This is a genomic window from Peribacillus sp. R9-11 (genome assembly GCF_031345095.1).
Lineage (GTDB): Bacteria > Bacillota > Bacilli > Bacillales > DSM-1321 > Peribacillus > Peribacillus butanolivorans.
In genome coordinates this window covers 4,099,401-4,115,782 of sequence record NZ_CP133763.1, presented here as the reverse complement: position 1 = coordinate 4,115,782, position 16,382 = coordinate 4,099,401, and the positions used below count along the sequence as shown (strand labels likewise).

Annotated in this window: 16 protein-coding genes and 1 pseudogene; 14 read left to right on the top strand and 3 right to left on the bottom strand. The window is 41.7% G+C overall.

The window, feature by feature from the left end; genetic code table 11:
- Positions 1-34: 34 nt before the first annotated feature.
- The 3 genes from RE409_RS20005 (at position 35) to RE409_RS19995 (ending at position 2,078) form a co-directional block, all read left to right on the top strand.
- Positions 35-484 carry an ACT domain-containing protein gene (locus RE409_RS20005; RefSeq protein ID WP_053347150.1) on the top strand — a complete coding sequence of 150 codons (450 nt, stop codon included), beginning with the start codon at positions 35-37 and terminating at the stop codon, positions 482-484.
- 131 nt (positions 485-615) lie between these two features.
- Entirely contained in the window at positions 616-1,491 is an 876-nt protein-coding gene (pheA, locus tag RE409_RS20000) for a prephenate dehydratase (protein WP_201223491.1), read from the top strand.
- Positions 1,492-1,817: 326 nt separating this feature from the next.
- Positions 1,818-2,078, top strand: coding sequence for a hypothetical protein (locus RE409_RS19995; RefSeq protein WP_309557967.1), 261 nt, complete (start codon positions 1,818-1,820; stop codon positions 2,076-2,078).
- 539 nt (positions 2,079-2,617) lie between these two features.
- On the opposite strand, the gene RE409_RS19990 is transcribed toward RE409_RS19995, so the two are convergent.
- Positions 2,618-3,151: a transcription repressor NadR gene (locus RE409_RS19990; RefSeq protein ID WP_201187975.1), complete on the bottom strand. Its 534-nt coding sequence runs from the start codon at positions 3,149-3,151 to the stop codon at positions 2,618-2,620.
- 46 nt (positions 3,152-3,197) lie between these two features.
- Positions 3,198-4,325, bottom strand: coding sequence for an IscS subfamily cysteine desulfurase (locus tag RE409_RS19985; RefSeq protein WP_201223495.1), 1,128 nt, complete (start codon positions 4,323-4,325; stop codon positions 3,198-3,200).
- 103 nt (positions 4,326-4,428) lie between these two features.
- Between RE409_RS19985 and nadB the strand changes: the two genes are divergently transcribed.
- From nadB to nadA, 3 genes are read left to right on the top strand one after another with little or no spacing between them, the layout of a single operon-like run.
- The gene (gene nadB / locus RE409_RS19980) at positions 4,429-6,012 is read left to right on the top strand and encodes an L-aspartate oxidase (protein ID WP_201223497.1); all 1,584 of its coding nucleotides are present in this window, start codon (positions 4,429-4,431) and stop codon (positions 6,010-6,012) included.
- On the top strand, positions 5,993-6,844 hold the full coding sequence (nadC, locus tag RE409_RS19975) for a carboxylating nicotinate-nucleotide diphosphorylase (protein ID WP_309557966.1): 852 nt from the start codon (positions 5,993-5,995) through the stop codon (positions 6,842-6,844). Before nadB ends, nadC begins: the two co-directional genes overlap by 20 nt.
- Complete coding sequence (gene nadA, locus RE409_RS19970) at positions 6,841-7,947, top strand: quinolinate synthase NadA (RefSeq protein WP_309557965.1); 1,107 nt, start codon at positions 6,841-6,843, stop codon at positions 7,945-7,947. The genes nadC and nadA overlap by 4 nt, the downstream gene beginning before the upstream one ends.
- Positions 7,948-8,091: 144 nt before the next feature.
- Here the strand turns inward: nadA and RE409_RS19965 are convergent.
- Positions 8,092-8,397: pseudogene (locus tag RE409_RS19965) on the bottom strand (neutral zinc metallopeptidase); the annotation flags it as partial.
- 498 nt (positions 8,398-8,895) lie between these two features.
- On the opposite strand from RE409_RS19965, the gene safA reads away from it, so the two are divergent.
- The 8 genes from safA (at position 8,896) to queA (ending at position 16,347) form a co-directional block, all read left to right on the top strand.
- Entirely contained in the window at positions 8,896-10,926 is a 2,031-nt protein-coding gene (gene safA / locus RE409_RS30750) for a SafA/ExsA family spore coat assembly protein (protein ID WP_397444129.1), read from the top strand.
- Entirely contained in the window at positions 10,916-11,863 is a 948-nt protein-coding gene (locus tag RE409_RS19955) for a phosphotransferase (RefSeq protein WP_201223505.1), read from the top strand. Before safA ends, RE409_RS19955 begins: the two co-directional genes overlap by 11 nt.
- A gap of 100 nt (positions 11,864-11,963) precedes the next feature.
- Positions 11,964-12,569 (top strand): YhcN/YlaJ family sporulation lipoprotein, encoded by a 606-nt coding sequence (locus RE409_RS19950; protein WP_309557964.1) that lies wholly within the window; start codon positions 11,964-11,966, stop codon positions 12,567-12,569.
- Positions 12,570-12,701: 132 nt separating this feature from the next.
- On the top strand, positions 12,702-13,202 hold the full coding sequence (locus RE409_RS19945) for an intercompartmental signaling factor BofC (RefSeq protein ID WP_053347138.1): 501 nt from the start codon (positions 12,702-12,704) through the stop codon (positions 13,200-13,202).
- Between the two features lie 248 nt (positions 13,203-13,450).
- On the top strand, positions 13,451-14,065 hold the full coding sequence (ruvA, locus tag RE409_RS19940) for a Holliday junction branch migration protein RuvA (RefSeq protein ID WP_056528317.1): 615 nt from the start codon (positions 13,451-13,453) through the stop codon (positions 14,063-14,065).
- A gap of 11 nt (positions 14,066-14,076) precedes the next feature.
- The gene (gene ruvB / locus RE409_RS19935; protein ID WP_201223509.1) at positions 14,077-15,078 is read left to right on the top strand and encodes a Holliday junction branch migration DNA helicase RuvB; all 1,002 of its coding nucleotides are present in this window, start codon (positions 14,077-14,079) and stop codon (positions 15,076-15,078) included.
- Positions 15,075-15,278: a DUF2905 domain-containing protein gene (locus RE409_RS19930; protein WP_201223511.1), complete on the top strand. Its 204-nt coding sequence runs from the start codon at positions 15,075-15,077 to the stop codon at positions 15,276-15,278. The genes ruvB and RE409_RS19930 overlap by 4 nt, the downstream gene beginning before the upstream one ends.
- Positions 15,279-15,318: 40 nt before the next feature.
- On the top strand, positions 15,319-16,347 hold the full coding sequence (gene queA, locus RE409_RS19925) for a tRNA preQ1(34) S-adenosylmethionine ribosyltransferase-isomerase QueA (protein ID WP_309557963.1): 1,029 nt from the start codon (positions 15,319-15,321) through the stop codon (positions 16,345-16,347).
- The last annotated feature ends 35 nt before the right edge of the window (positions 16,348-16,382 follow it).

Below are 16,382 nucleotides of genomic sequence, written 5' to 3'. Positions count from 1 at the left end.
ACCATGATGGCAGGCAAAAGGAGGCGTGCTGAGTTTGAATAAGGCCGATCAGAAATTTTTCCTCGTTCGAGAGGATGTCCTTCCCGAAGCGATGAAAAAAACGCTGGATGCAAAAGAAATGATTGAACGGGGAAAAGCAGAATCAGTTTGGGAAGCAGTACAGCGAGTGGACTTAAGTAGAAGTGCCTTTTACAAATACCGTGACACGGTTTTTCCATTTCATACAGTTGTTAAAGAAAAGCTGATTACCCTGTTCTTCTATCTCGAAGATCGTTCTGGTACTCTATCGGAGCTCTTACGGCTCGTCGCCTCATCAGGTTGCAACATCATGACCATTCACCAAACGATTCCCTTGCAGGGACGAGCCAATGTTACCCTATCTCTAAACACGGGTGGGATGACGATGGATATTAATGATCTGCTTACTAAACTGCGTAAAATGGAGTTCGTCGAAAAAGTCGAAATTATTGGGAACGGCGCATAAAAAACAGCCTGTACATTTCACATGTGCAGGCTGTTTTTTTATCAGGGGACGATTTATCGATTAACTATTGTAAAAAATCAGAAAATGACATAACATAAATAGTAGATATTCCGTGAAAAGGGGATTATAATATGACATCAAAAATAGCATTTCTTGGACCGAAAGCAACGTTCACGGATTTAGCTGTATCGCGACTATTTCCTAATGATATAAAAATACCAATGAATACGATTCCAGACTGCCTTGATGCTGTTCGTGACGGGGAAGTGAATCACGCACTCGTCCCAATCGAGAATGCTTTGGAGGGTTCGGTAAATATTACGATGGATTACTTAGTCCATGACGTGACATTACCGATTAAAGGGGAAGTAACGATTCCAATCCAACAACATTATATGGTGCATCCGGATCATGCATATCCTGGTTTTAAACCGGATATGGTTTATTCGCACTCACATGCTATCGCACAATGCCGCAAATTTCTACATAAAGAACTAAGGGGCATACCTTATGAATATGTCACGTCCACTGCGGCAGCTGCGAAAATGGTGATGGAGAATTCCGATATCAATATTGCTGCGATTGCAAATGACATGGCTGCTGCGGAGTATGGTTTGACGATTGTAAAACAAAATATTCATGATTATGAACATAATCATACAAAATTTATCGTCGTATCTAATAGCGATGTAGATTTTGAAGGGCATTTGACTACTGAGGGCGACAGGAAAACGACGCTTATGGTTCAGCTTCCTGCCGATCATTCAGGGCAGCTGCACCAAGTCCTTTCCGCTTTCTCTTGGAGGAAACTTAACCTTTCTAAGATTGAATCACGACCAATGAAAACAGGATTAGGCAATTACTTTTTCATTATCGACGTCGGAATGGCTCTTGACGATGTTCTCATCCCAGGTGCGATTTCTGAGCTTGAGGCTCTTGGATGTACTGTTTCAATCATGGGCAGCTATCCATGCTTTAAAGTCCAAAATGGTGTACCGCAAAGTTGATTTCTTTAAAGTTGAGAGTAAAGGTTCCTTTCCTCAAAGTTTGACCCAGATGCGGAATTAAACCGTTTAAGCTTACAAGGTTGCAAATTGTTTTCACAGAGAGGTAAATGGTACAACCCTCTTAGTGCATTGATGAGGGAAAATACTTAATAAGAAAAGTGCCCCAGAAGTCTATTCCGGGGCATTTTTTTGTGCAAGTGTTCAATAGAAATTGTATTTCTCTCGTGTACGAGTTCCTAAAACGATTGCCTTACATTTTGTAAAAATATAAAGAAAATAGGCAAAAAGAAATGAATGTCCATTGAAGGATTTTGAAGGTAACTGAAATGGCTATTTTTATTGCGGATAGAGATAAGGATAAGGATCAAGATAAAGAACAGGAAAAACAAAAATATCAATATCGGAATATAGAGGAGGAACAGTCAGAAGGGGAATTATTACAGGTAATGGGAGGCTGGATACAAGCGGTGAGTTCTATTATTAGTCTTATAGGGCAATTGAGAAGTAATAATGAAGATAACGGCGATGGAGATAGCTCTAGTGTAAGCAGAACCAATGATGATAGAATAGGATTATTTTTTCCTTAGTAAATCGTCAAATGGCCGTTCCGAAAAGCGATAGAAACTCATGTTATGGAACGCAAACTGTTTTTTCTAATTTGTGAAATGATGGAAGAGCGATTTATTTGTAACGACGGACGAATAATCTCTTTGAAGGTCGAATTATTCCTGGCGACGGACGAATAATCTCTTTGAAGGTCGAATTATTCCTGGTCACGGACGAATAATCTCTCTGAAGGTCGGATTATTCCTGGCGACGGACGAATAATCTCTCTGAAGGTCGAATTATTCCTGGCGACGGACGAATAATCTCTTTGAAGGTCGAATTATTCCTGGTCACGGACGAATAATCTCTCTGAAGGTCGAATTATTCCTGGCGACGGACGAATAATCTCTCTGAAGGTCGAATTATTCCTGGTCACGGACGAATAATCGGAGGTGTTTTGCATGTGAAAAACGTATTTATATGTGAAGGAAATTGGTCCGTTGTGGATATCAATAAGACCATTTCTTATCTAAAAAAAACATCCTCAAAAGGTATAACTTTTGAGGATGTTTTCGTTTATTCAATCAACTAAAATGCCGGCATTTTTCAAGGCGTTCTCGGCTTCGTCAAGTAGTTCTTCAGAAGACGCGCTAAGTGTATGGAGATGAATGCCGCTTGTTAGTTCTGATAAAAAAGAAGCATTTGTTGCAGTTACTTTGGTGAGGAATTGCTGAACTTCTTTACGATTGCTGACCATAATGGAAGCAGTTAGATCACCGTAAACGGGGTGCTCGATTTTGACATCTTTCACCGTAATGCCGATATCGACGAGTAAAAATAACTCTTCTTGGGCACGAGATGGATCGTGCTGGCAGGCAATGGTCCGCTCCGGCTTTTGAGTGTTCCCTGTTTGTAAATACATATAGCCTTGGCTAGTAGCGATGATAGGTTCATTTCGTGCTTTCAAGAGTGTGATGTCACCGACGATAACCTGCCGGCTTACATTCGTTATTTGTGAAAGCTCGCTACCGGTTACTGGTTGCTCGCTTGTTTGTAATATATGTAAGAGTTTCGTCCGTCTTTCTTCACCAAGTAATTTCTTTTTTTCCATAATAATTCACCTCGTTATTTACAAACAGTTTACCACAGAATAGAGAATCTTATCGAATCACAGCTATTCCTGCAAGACAGTCTGCTAAGATACGAATATCGTCCACTGTCGTGTTTTTTCCAAAAGAAAGCCGGACAAATTGATGGGCTTCTTCTTCGCTTTTTCCAATAGCTATCATTGTTTTTGACGGATTTTGTTTGCCGATTTGGCAAGCGCTACCCGTGGATACCGCAAAGCCCTGCTGATTTAATTCTAGCATGATGTATTGTCCTTGTAATCCGGAAAATGTCAACGCCAGAATGTGAGGCAATTGCTGGTTTGACGCTTCGATAACTTGAAAATCAATCTTTTTTTCCTCGAGTAGCCGAATCAATTGCTGCCGAATCTGAAAAATCCGGTTTCGTTCATCTTCCATGGTTTTCGCTAATTTTTTTGCAGCCGTAACGAAGGAAGCTATACCAGGAACATTGACAGTCCCTGCACGAAAACCATGTTCATGAGTGATATTGGGTATTGAGGACTTTAGATGATGGATGCCCGGGAAAATGACGGCCCCAATGCCTTTTGGGCCATATACTTTATGGCTCGAAATAGCAAGACTATCACATACGGCAGATATCTCATCAAGCGGTAATTTAGCAAATGATTGAACACAATCTACATGCAAAAAGGCATCATGGTCGCGAACGATTTTGCTTAATTGTTCGATAGGTTGAATGACTCCGATTTCTGAATTTACATGTTGAACAATGACTAAGCAAGTCCGCCCCGAAATACAATCTTGTAGATGTTCGATGTCAACACGTCCGTCTTTCAAATGACGTAAATACGTAACATCGAAGCCGTTGTTTGCAAGTTTGCTGACATAATTGGCTATGGATGCATGTTCAGTTTGGCTTACAATTAAGTGATTCTGCCAGGCAGGCTTTGAGGCGATGAATGTATCTATTGCGATCATGTTGCTTTCTGAACCGCCGCTCGTAAAGACGATCCCTTCCTTTTTTATGTCTAGCATTTCCGCTATTTGCTGCCGTGACATATCTAATAAACGTGCTGCATCTGATCCGATATCATGCAAACTGCTCGCATTGCCAAAAAACTTCCGAGATGCTTCAACAAAGACATCTAGTGCTTCATTATCCATCGGTGTTGAGGCCGCATAATCTAAATAAATCAAGAAATCACTTCCATCCTCTAAACTTAAAAAACTCTTGATAATAGTTTAATAATATGTAAATATAGTTGTCAAGACACCTGTCGTAAACAGGAGGAATGAAATAATGGAAAGAACGGAAGTCGTAGTGATAGGAAGCGGCATTGCTGCCTTGAAAACTGCATTAGAAGTAAGCCAGCATAAGCATGTGATACTCATCACAAAATCAAAGATTCGTCACAGTAATTCCTATTTAGCGCAAGGCGGAATTGCTGCAGCAATATCTGATCAGGACGAAGTATCTTATCATAAAAAAGATACGTTGGCAGCCGGTCAGAAATATAACGATGTACATGCTGTCGTAAAATTAGTAGAAGAGGCTCCCTTGGTGATATCTGAACTCATCCAATCCGGTATGCAATTCGACCGCGATCAAGATGGCGGACTTATGCTTGGCATGGAGGGTGCGCACAGCCAAAGAAGAATCCTTCATAGTCATGGAGATGCTACAGGTAAGTACATCATGGAGCATCTAATAGATGGCTTGAAAAAATCAACGATACAGGTGCTCGAGGATACTGCAGCGGTGGAATTGATTATAGGAAAAGATGGTTCTTGTATTGGGGTCAAAACGCTGCAAAAGGAAGGCGGATTTGTATCTTACTATGCAGAACAAACTGTATTGGCAACAGGTGGCTGCGGTTCTCTATACAGAATTACTTCTAATTCACAGACTGTTTCAGGAGATGGAATCGCACTTGCTTTCAAAGCTGGGGCACGAGTGCGTGATATGGAATTTATCCAGTTTCATCCGACTCTTCTTTTTATTAATGGTAAAGCAGAGGGGCTCGTTTCAGAGGCGGTCCGCGGTGATGGTGCACAATTAGTGAATGAAATGGGCAAGCCCATCATGGAAGATGTCCACAGAATGAAAGACCTTGCACCAAGACATATTGTGGCACAGACGATTTTTTCTTATTTGCAGCGCGGTGAAAAGGTATTTTTGGATATTTCGATGATTAAGGATTTTAAAAAACGTTTTCCAACTGTGACTTCATTATGTGAAAAAAGCGATATCGACCTTAAATTCGGAAAAATCCCGGTTGCACCTGGAAACCATTTTTTGATGGGTGGAGTTGAAGTGGATCAATGGGGACAAACTTCTGTCGCCTCCTTATATGCAGTTGGTGAAGTAGCTTGTACTGGCGTTCATGGAGCAAACCGTTTGGCAAGCAATTCACTTCTAGAAGGGCTTGTTTTTGGAAATACGCTTGGTCATTTCCTTGCTCATATGCCCTCTAGAACCATACCGTTAGAAAAAGAGCATTCAAAATGTTACACCCTTTTATCCGCAATACCTGATTTGGCTACATTGCAGGAAATGTTAATGAGCGAAGCAGGGATTGTTCGAGATGAAGCGGGTTTAACTCGTTTAAAGGACTATCTTGAATCTTTTGATATAGAAAAATTGCTGCATATGGAAGTTACTGCATTATCAATAAACGAAATAACAAAAATCAATGCCATACTCGTAGCGTGGCTGATTGCTGAATCCGCTTTGACTAGAACGGAAAGCAGGGGCGGTCATTTTCGCAGTGACTATCCAAGGGAAGATGACTCCTTGTGGCTGAAAAACTCTGTTATCCTTGCTTGCACGGATGTGAAAAACCGAGTGAAAGGGAGAAGACTATATGAACACATTGAAGCTTAAGCAGATGCTGCAACAATTTTTGATAGAAGATATAGGTGAATGCGATGTAACGAGTGATACGATTTTTAATCAAGATGAACAGGGTACTTTGACGTTCATCGCAAAAGAAGATGGCGTCTTTAGTGGGAGTGCTGTCATCAACACGGGATTTGCGCTACTGGATCACCAAATACTGATTGAACTGTTTGTCCAAGATGGAGAAGTGTTTGAAACAGGCCAACAGCTTGCAAGAATAACCGGCAATATGGCTGCGCTTCTAAAAGGGGAAAGAGTAGTTTTGAATTTAGTGCAACGCATGTCCGCTATTGCAACACAGGCGCATAAAGCAACCATGATTTTAGCTGGTACAAAAACAAGGGCTTGTGATACTAGGAAAACTACACCAGGTCTGAGGATGCTTGAAAAATATGCGGTCCGATCTGGTGGGGCCTTCAATCACCGATATGGATTGTATGATGCCGTCATGATTAAGGACAACCATATTTCTTTTGCCGGTTCTATCACGAAGGCAGTACAAACAGTCAAAGCTAAGCTGGGACATACCACGAAAGTCGAAGTGGAAACGGAATCAGCAGATCAAGTGCAAGAAGCAGTTGAAGCAGGTGCTGATATTATCATGTTCGATAACCGGAGTCCTGAAGAAATTAAACAACTGATCAAATTGGTGCCTGAACATATTATCACTGAAGCTTCAGGCGGGATTAACTTGACTAATTTAGCTTTATATCGGGAAACAGGGGTTGATTATATATCATTGGGCAGTTTAACGCACAGTGTTAGGGCACTTGATATTAGTGCAAAGGTTGCAGAACGTGAGGGGGTAATTAAATGAACATACTGGAGATGGCCAAAACAGCAGGGAATGTATTACCTGAAACATATAAAGCGATGACAAAGGAGGAAATGGAGAGGCGGGTCCGTAAGATTAAACAGCAACTTGGGAGCCGATTGTATATTCCAGGTCATCATTATCAACGTGAGGAAGTCATTCAATTTTCGGATGTAACTGGTGATTCACTTCAGCTAGCTCAACTTTCTGCGCAAAATCGTGAAGCGAAGTACATCGTGTTTTGTGGCGTGCATTTTATGGCTGAAACAGCCGATATTTTGACAACAGAAGGACAGACAGTTATCCTGCCGGACATGCGTGCAGGCTGTTCGATGGCAGATATGGCGGATATTGACCAAACAGAACGTGCTTGGACAAAGCTGCAGTCCATGTTTGGTGATACGATTCTTCCACTAACATATGTCAATTCAACAGCGGCAATCAAGGCTTTTGTCGGAAAAAACGGCGGAGCGACTGTAACTTCTTCAAATGCACAGGGAATGGTCTCTTGGGCCCTCTCGCAAAAAGAACGAATTCTCTTCCTTCCGGATCAGCATCTTGGGAGGAATACAGCCTATGACCTTGGAATCCCGTTGAAGCAGATGGCTGTTTGGGACCCACATAATGATGAATTAATCTATGAAGGGGAGCTAGAAGACTTGAAGGTGCTTCTTTGGAAAGGGCATTGCTCTGTTCATGAAAACTTTACAACAGCGAATATTGAAACGCTTAGGGCTGAGCAACCGGAAATGAATATAATTGTTCATCCAGAATGCCGCCGTGAAGTAGTCGCCTTATCAGACTATAATGGCTCGACATCCTATATCATTAACATGATTGAAAAAGCAAAATCAGGAAGTTCCTGGGCAATTGGCACGGAAATGAACCTTGTCAAGCGGCTTATCGCAAATAATCCTGACAAAAATATCATCTCTTTGAACCCGAATATGTGTCCATGTCTCACGATGAACCGAATTGATCTGCCGCATCTGCTTTGGGCTCTCGAATCAATTGCAGAAGGTACAGTAATTAATCCGATAAAAGTAGAAAAGAAGATTGCGGATAACGCCATTCTAGCTTTGAACCGAATGCTTGAACGTGTTTGAATAGATTATTTGTTTTTTTCGGAGTCTTAAAAACATCTACTGATGATTATGATTAGCATCTTGTTTAAATAATAAATAGGGGGTTCATAAAAGACCCTCTATTTATTAGTATCGATAGAAAAAATGAGAATCTTTTAAAAAAACCTAGAGATTACTTGCTTTAAAGGTATCGCCTTCATTCATGTTTCCGGATTTAAATCCTTTATTAAACCACCGCTTTCTCTGTTCGAAGGTACCGTGCGTGAAGCTATCCGGAACAACATAGCCTTGTGCTTTTTTTTGAATACGGTCATCACCAACTCCGCTGGCTGCATTCAATGCTTCCTCGAGATCACCTTCCTCAAGTAAATTCTCTCCCTGGACATGATGGGCCCAAACTCCGGCCAAATAGTCGGCCTGTAATTCAAGACTAATCCAACTCCGCCTCCAATTCCTGCTACACCTTTGCCGCTCATTCCTCTTTTGTCCTCAACGTTTGAGCTACCCTATCTTCCCTTCCATTTCATTATTTTTTTCCCCCTAGAATGCAATTTATGTACCTGAAATACCTTAGGTTATTTACTTTCTTATACCCGAATTTCCTTCAGTTTAGACAGAGGGAAGCCTTTGCAGGAAGAATTTCAATTCATGAAGAATCCAATGATAAAAAACCACTGCGATCCCTTTTCTAGGAATTCATGCAGTGGTTTCACTTCTAGTTATATTTTTTCTACATCAATCAAAGATAATGTTTCCTGAAAAAAGGATGTCTCCAAAGTGAATGATTTTTCTTTTTTCAGTATTTGAACCGTAACTTTTTCTTCTCTTAAAAGTTCCATCCTTGTTCCTTATTTAGTGATCCAATCATAAAAGTCAATTTTCATGCATAAGTTTTCATGATAAAAATAATAGCAATTTACCCACTACATCATAGTATATATGGACATATGCACAGGAGGGGTTAACAGCGTGAAAATTCATATAGTCCAAAAAGGCGATACGCTTTGGAAGCTCGCCAAAAAATACGGCGTCAGTTTTGAAGAACTGAAAAAAGTAAACGCTCAATTAAGCAACCCGGATATGATGATGCCGGGAATGAAAATTAAAATACCTGGAACATCTGGAGCTGTAAAAAAAGAAACCATTATTCCCAGCACAAACATTCCATCAGGAATGAAAGAAACTCAAATTCAGCATGCACATAAGAAAGAACAGCAAATTATGCCGAAACCGCCTATGAAAGAACAGCAGATCATTCCTAAAAAAGAACAACAAATTGTTCAGCCAAAGCCTATTATTAAAGAAAAACAAATAGTTGTTCCGAAAGAAGTACCGGTACCCATTCCGGTAGTCCCGGAAATCGATATTAATAATTATTATATGGTCAATATGACTAATATGAGTGTGCAAAAGCCCCCAGCGCCACCTCCTTTACCAAAGAAAAAAGAAAAGGCAGTGGCACCAAAAAAGAAAAAGCCAGCAGTTCAGGAGGTTTACGAAGAGCAGCCAGTTGTTCAGGAAATTTGTGAGCCTGTCGATGATTGCATTCCCGTAACACCAATCATGCCTGGAAGTGGTTTTTGTATTCAGCCGCCCCCTTGGGCGTGTATGCCTATGCAAGGAGTCCCTTATCAAGGTGTTCCTGGGTTTCAGCCTGCTCCAGCTATGCAAGGCTATCAAATGATGGAAGAAAGTTCAGACGTATGGGGAGAATCTCCTGACATGCATACAATGGGTCAAGGATATGTCCAAGGAGCCCAGCAAAATTATCCATATCAAGCATCAGCACCGGTTCCACACCATTTTTATGGAGGAATGGCGCAACAGTATCAAGTAGCAGGTTCTCATATGCAAGAAGCTTATGAGTCATCTGCTGAATCGCCATCTTTCCACGATTATCAAAATTTCCCTCAGCAACATTTTACACAGCATGCGGGTCAAAAAGAGGAAGATTGCGGCTGTAATAAAGGAATAATTGGATCATACGGACCGGAAGTGAAGGGTCAGTACCATGCCAATCAGGCGGGAAATCCTTATGCACATCACCATCCTGATTATCATCAATATCAAGCAGCTCAACCACAACAGATGCAACATCAATATGAAGAAGAGTCTTCAGAATCCGGTTTTATGGGAATGGGAGGTCAGCAAGGAGGTCAACCGGGAATGATGGGAGGCCAGCAAGGAGGTCAACCGGGAATGATGGGAGGCCAGCAAGGAGGTCAACCGGGAATGATGGGAGGCCAGCAAGGAGGTCAACCGGGAATGATGGGAGGCCAGCAAGGAGGTCAACCATGGATGATGGGTGGCCAGCAAGGAGGTCAACCGGGAATGATGGGAGGCCAGCAAGGGGGTCAACCGGGAATGATGGGAGGCCAGCAAGGAGGTCAACCGGGAATGATGGGTGGCCAGCAAGGAGGTCAACCGGGAATGATGGGTGGCCAGCAAGGAGGTCAACCATGGATGATGGGAGGCCAACAAGGAGGTCAACCGGGAATGATGGGAGGCCAGCAAGGAGGTCAACCGGGAATGATGGGAGGCCAGCAAGGAGGTCAACCGGGAATGATGGGAGGCCAACAAGGAGGTCAACCATGGATGATGGGTGGCCAGCAAGGAGGTCAACCGGGAATGATGGGAGGCCAACAAGGAGGTCAACCGGGGATGATGGGAGGCCAACAAGGAGGTCAACCATGGATGATGGGAGGCCAGCAAGGAGGTCAACCGGGAATGATGGGAGGCCAACAAGGAGGTCAACCGGGAATGATGGGAGGCCAGCAAGGAGGACAGCCGGGGATGATGGGAGGCCAGTATAGAGGTCAACCAGGAATGATGCCAGGTCAATTTGGAGGTCAACCAGGAATGATGCCAGGTCAATTTGGTGGTCAGCCGGAAGCAATGTTACCTGGACAAATGGGAGGCCAACCAGGTCAATTCGGGGGCGTTCGTGCACCTGAAACGTTTGGAATGCCAACTTATGTAGATGAAAGCGATGACTACTAATTATCAGCAAGACAGTGTATTTTACACTCGTCTCCTCTCTTATTTAAATCGTAGGCCAAAGAATATCCACCATCTTCAAAGTAGTGTCTATTTAATTACCTTTGAAAAGGATCCTCCGCTGATTCTTAAAGGATTTGACAGTTTTGAAAAGTGGGATCGACAAAGAGAATTGACTTCTTTGTTAAAACAAAAGGGATTCACTCAAACGTATTATATTCATCAGAATTTAATGCCTTTCCAATTTGAAGGGAAATGGTATGGCAGTATAGACTATTTGCCACCTAGTAAGAAAAAATTCCGATATTCCAATCAAAAGGATCGCCTTGAAGGAATTCAGTTACTTGAAAGCTTCCATGATGTTTCGGAACATCTGTATATTAAAGCGCCAGTTTTTGATCAATTAAAAAAATGGAAAGAACGGTTATCGCTATTCAAAAAGAACTTTTCTTATATTCGCCAATATGTTTCCGAAGAGATTATTAAGGAATGGATTGGCTGGGGTGAGTGGGCCCTTGATGGTTTTGAAAAAAATCAGTCTTTGTGGAATAAGGAAAAAAAAGTAATCATTCACGGTGATTGTGCTCATCATAATTTTTTGCGGAAAGCAGATGGCACCTTAACCTTAATCGATTTTGACTTAATGGCCAGCGCTCCAAGGTGCATTGATTATTTACAGTATGCAAATCGAATATCCAATCATTTAGAAGACGCTGCTACGATGTTATGGCAAATACCTCAACTGAAAAAATATCAATCAGACCCAGCCTTTTTATATGCTTTAACTTATCCAACGGATATTTTCCGTGAATGGAACCGCCAAAATAAAAGTTCTTCTCAGCTTCATTCTGTTTGGAAAATGACGGTGGAAGATTTTTCAGAGCGGATGGAGATGAATGAAAAATTGAAAGAAAAGATTTCCTCCCTAAATAGGAAATAAAACGTGCTTTTGGCCGTAACTAACAGAGTAAAATTCCCTTTAGACAACCATGATAATTATGAGCGAAATATAGGCTCTATTGTAATGGGGAGGGTTGTTGGTGCGGAAAATAAAATGGGTATTACCGCTTTGCACGGTATTAGCTGCCACAGGCTTGGTTGGGTGCGCTAATAATAATGCAGCGGAAAACGAGAATATTACGAATGAGACAGGATATCATTCCACTGAAAAAGATGCGTTAGTTCGCAACATTAATTATCAGAATGTGGTTCAAGGCCTTTACAACAAGGATGATGAGTATAGTAAGCGGGATCGTAATTACCATGGTCATGAAAGTAAACCACTTCGGGCTCGATCATCATATTATAATGCGTATGAAGGTGAATTAGCCGACCAAGTTAATGGGGTGGCCAATTCAGAGGATTCAGTTATTGACTCCCGGGCCATTATTATGGAAGATGAAATGCTTGTAGCCTTGTTGCTCGATGACTACAACCAGGCAAAAGCTGTTAAAGAATCAGTAATGAAAAAAGTCGAACCACTCACTGAAGGTCGGACCCTTAACGTAACGACTGATAAAGGCGTGTATTTCCGGACAATGACACTCGATAACAACCTTCGTGATGGCGATACGAGAGACTCAATCATTCTGGATGCCAATGACATGTTCGATAACCTAAACATTCATGAAAATCATTTACAATGATTATGTGAAGCTGACTTAATTTTTGGAGTCAGCTTTTTTTGTTTTATCAACCCGGCCGGATTTTTTCTGGTTAATAATCCTAATTTCGGGTCAAACTACTTAAAAAGTAAACTCCCTTAAGAGGTGAGAATATTGACTAATCAACTTAGAATTCAGTTTTTCTTGACACTTTTTATACTGCCATTTTGCTATACCGTTTTTGCAGAAGAGTTGGTGCAACAGGAAAATAATCCAATTGAAAGAAAGGTAATTCTTCAGCGTATGTATCTTGATGGTGAGTTAAGTGAGGAAAAATTGACAGAAACAATTTGGACGATGGAAGACTTTTGGTTAAAATATCAAGGCTGGAAAGTAGTCGATCAGAATGAAGACCAGATTGTACTTAAGAAAATAGAAAATGATATATCTCCGCTTTTAAAGGCAAATGGATATCTAGGCATGAAAAAAGATGGTACGTTATCCATTTTTATTGGTCGACCGGAGCACGCTAAGATCATTCATACTTTCTACCAAATAGACGTTGGTAAACTCGAAGTATACAAGCAAGAAGAATTGCAAAAAGGCATACCAATCGTGAATAAAGACCAATATAAACAGCTCATTAAAGAATATGAGCCATATTCGGTAAATTAGGATGGGAATAACACCCGTCCTTTTTGTATGGGAACAGGTTTTTTTTAAAAAGTGAATTTCATTCAAGTGGAAAAATTATATCACCGTTTTTCAGCAGAAGCATAAAACTCCAATAAAATAAACAAGGTGTTAAAAGGTAGCAAGATCTAGGGAAATAGCCCTGATCAATTGCTAAATAACTTTTAATAAACTTCCACCCTTTTTTATGATAAAATGAGAGGTACAGCAAAATCAGGGAGAGAAATAATTTGTATGATTATATAAAAGGCAAGGTCGATTATATCGGACCTGAATACATAGTTGTGGAAAATGGGGGGATCGGATATCAAGTGATGACGCCGAATCCTTTTATTTTTTCCGCTCAATATCAAAAAGAGATTCAAGTTTTTCTGTATCATTATGTGCGAGAGGATATGGCCGCATTTTACGGATTTCAGACTCGTCAAGAAAAGGCATTGTTCACCAAGTTGTTGAATGTTACTGGAATTGGTCCTAAGGGGGCGCTTGCCATATTAGCGTCAGGCCAGGTCGATCAAGTGGTGCAAGCGATTGAAAATGAGGATGAAACGTTTCTTGTTAAATTCCCAGGAGTCGGAAAGAAGACGGCACGCCAAATGATTCTTGATTTAAAAGGAAAACTCGAGAACATAATTCCGGATGCGTTTCCAAACTTGTTTAACGAAGGTATTACAGCGGCAATCAGCCAAAACGGTTATACCGAGGAGCTGGATGAAGCCATTCTCGCCTTAAAGGCTCTTGGTTATTCTGAAAAAGAAATTCAAAAGGTCGCAAAGAAATTACAAACGGAAGAAATGACGACCGAGCAATATATTAAGAAAGCATTGCAAATGATGTTAAGATAAGGAGTGGCGCAATGGAGGAGAGAGTATTCAATCAGGAAGCCGATTTGAACGAACTATCCTTTGAACAAAGCCTGCGACCGCAAAACTTAAAGCAATATATTGGACAGGATAAAGTGAAGGCGAATTTGAGCGTGTATATCGAAGCGGCAAGGATGCGTGAAGAAACGCTAGATCATGTTCTTTTATATGGACCCCCAGGACTTGGGAAGACGACACTAGCTGTCATCATCGCCAACGAAATGGGTGTCAATATCCGCACGACTTCCGGGCCAGCCATTGAGCGGCCGGGAGATCTGGCGGCAATTTTGAGTGCGCTCGAACCCGGTGATGTGTTATTCATTGATGAAATTCACCGTTTGCCTCGTGTTGTCGAAGAAGTTCTATATCCCGCTATGGAGGATTTCTGTCTTGATATCGTAGTCGGCAAGGGACCAGAGGCACGTTCGATCAGGATTGACCTGCCTCCGTTTACCCTTGTTGGGGCCACGACAAGGGCAGGCTCGCTGTCGGCACCGCTCAGGGACCGTTTTGGCGTTTTGAGCCGTCTTGAATACTACACGGAAAATCACTTGACTGATATCATCATCCGTACGGCAAGAATCATGGACACGGAAATGGATGATCAGGCCGCAGGCGAACTTGCTAGAAGATCACGGGGAACCCCAAGAATTGCAAACCGTCTTTTGCGTCGGGTCAGGGATTTCGCCCAGGTCCGTGGAGATGGGACGATAACGGCGGAACTCGCCGATTATGCACTTGAATTAATGCAGGTCGACCGTTTAGGACTCGATCATATTGACCATAAATTACTTAAAGGGATTATTGAGAAATTTCGTGGTGGTCCCGTTGGGTTGGAGACGATTGCAGCAACAATTGGTGAGGAAGCACATACGATTGAAGATGTGTATGAGCCATATCTGTTACAGGTCGGTTTTCTACAACGGACCCCAAGAGGACGAATGGCAACGCCGCTTGTTTATGAGCATTTCGAAATGGAGATGCCTGAAGGATGAATGTACCAAAAATGGTTATGATACTTGGCGTGATTATATTTGTGATTGGTTTTGCGATGAAATATATACATCTTGGTAGGCTGCCGGGAGATATTTTGTTCAAAAAGGGGAACACAACTTTTTACTTTCCAATCGTAACATCAATCATTGTCAGTGTTGTGTTGTCAGCTATTTTTTATCTAATCAGCCGTTTTAAATAACAAATTACTGCTTTGATAGACAGGTTAGGAAGTGGAACAGATGAAATTGGATATGTTTGATTTTCATTTACCAGAGGAACTGATTGCCCAAGTTCCTTTGGAAGATAGGGAAGCAAGTAGATTGATGGTGCTAGACAAAGTAACTGGTGAGCTAAAGCATGATGTATTCAGTCATATCACGGAGTATATTAAACCTGGTGACTGTCTTGTGTTAAACGATACGAAAGTACTGCCGGCACGACTATACGGCAGTAAAGGGGAAACAGGTGGAAAAGTAGAAGTCTTGCTGTTGAAACAAGAACATGATGATGTATGGGAGACACTTGTAAAACCAGCGAAACGAATTAAAGAAGGCACTACAATCATCTTTGGCGATGGTAAGCTGAGTGCCGTCTGCACAGGTGTACTTGAACATGGCGGTCGAATCCTAAAGTTTCAATATGAAGGTATCTTTTATGAGATATTAGAGGAACTTGGCGAAATGCCGCTACCTCCATATATCAAGGAACAGCTCGACGACCAAGACCGTTATCAAACGGTATATGCGCGTGAACGCGGGTCGGCTGCAGCGCCAACGGCAGGGCTGCACTTTACGGAGCATTTGCTTGAGAAACTTAAAGGCATGGGCGTTCATATCGCTTTTATCACGCTTCATGTTGGACTAGGTACGTTCCGCCCAGTCAGCGTGGACGATATTGATAGTCACGAAATGCATTCTGAGTTCTACCAAATGACCGAAGGAACAGCCCGATTACTGAATAAAGTTAAAGAAGACGGTGGGAAAATCATCACGGTCGGTACTACGTCGACGAGAACGCTGGAAACGATTGCGTCTCGTAATGATGGAGTTTTTAAGGAAGAGAGTGGCTGGACAAGCATTTTCATTTATCCTGGTTATGAATTCAAAGGGATTAATGCGATGATTACGAATTTCCATTTACCAAAATCAACTTTAATCATGCTTATCTCCGCCCTCGCAGGCAGGGAGCATGTTCTTCATGCCTATGAAACGGCTGTGGAAGAAAAATACAGGTTCTTTAGTTTTGGAGATGCAATGTTAATTAAGTAATATAAGAGTGAGATGCTCTTGAAGGGAGTTATTGC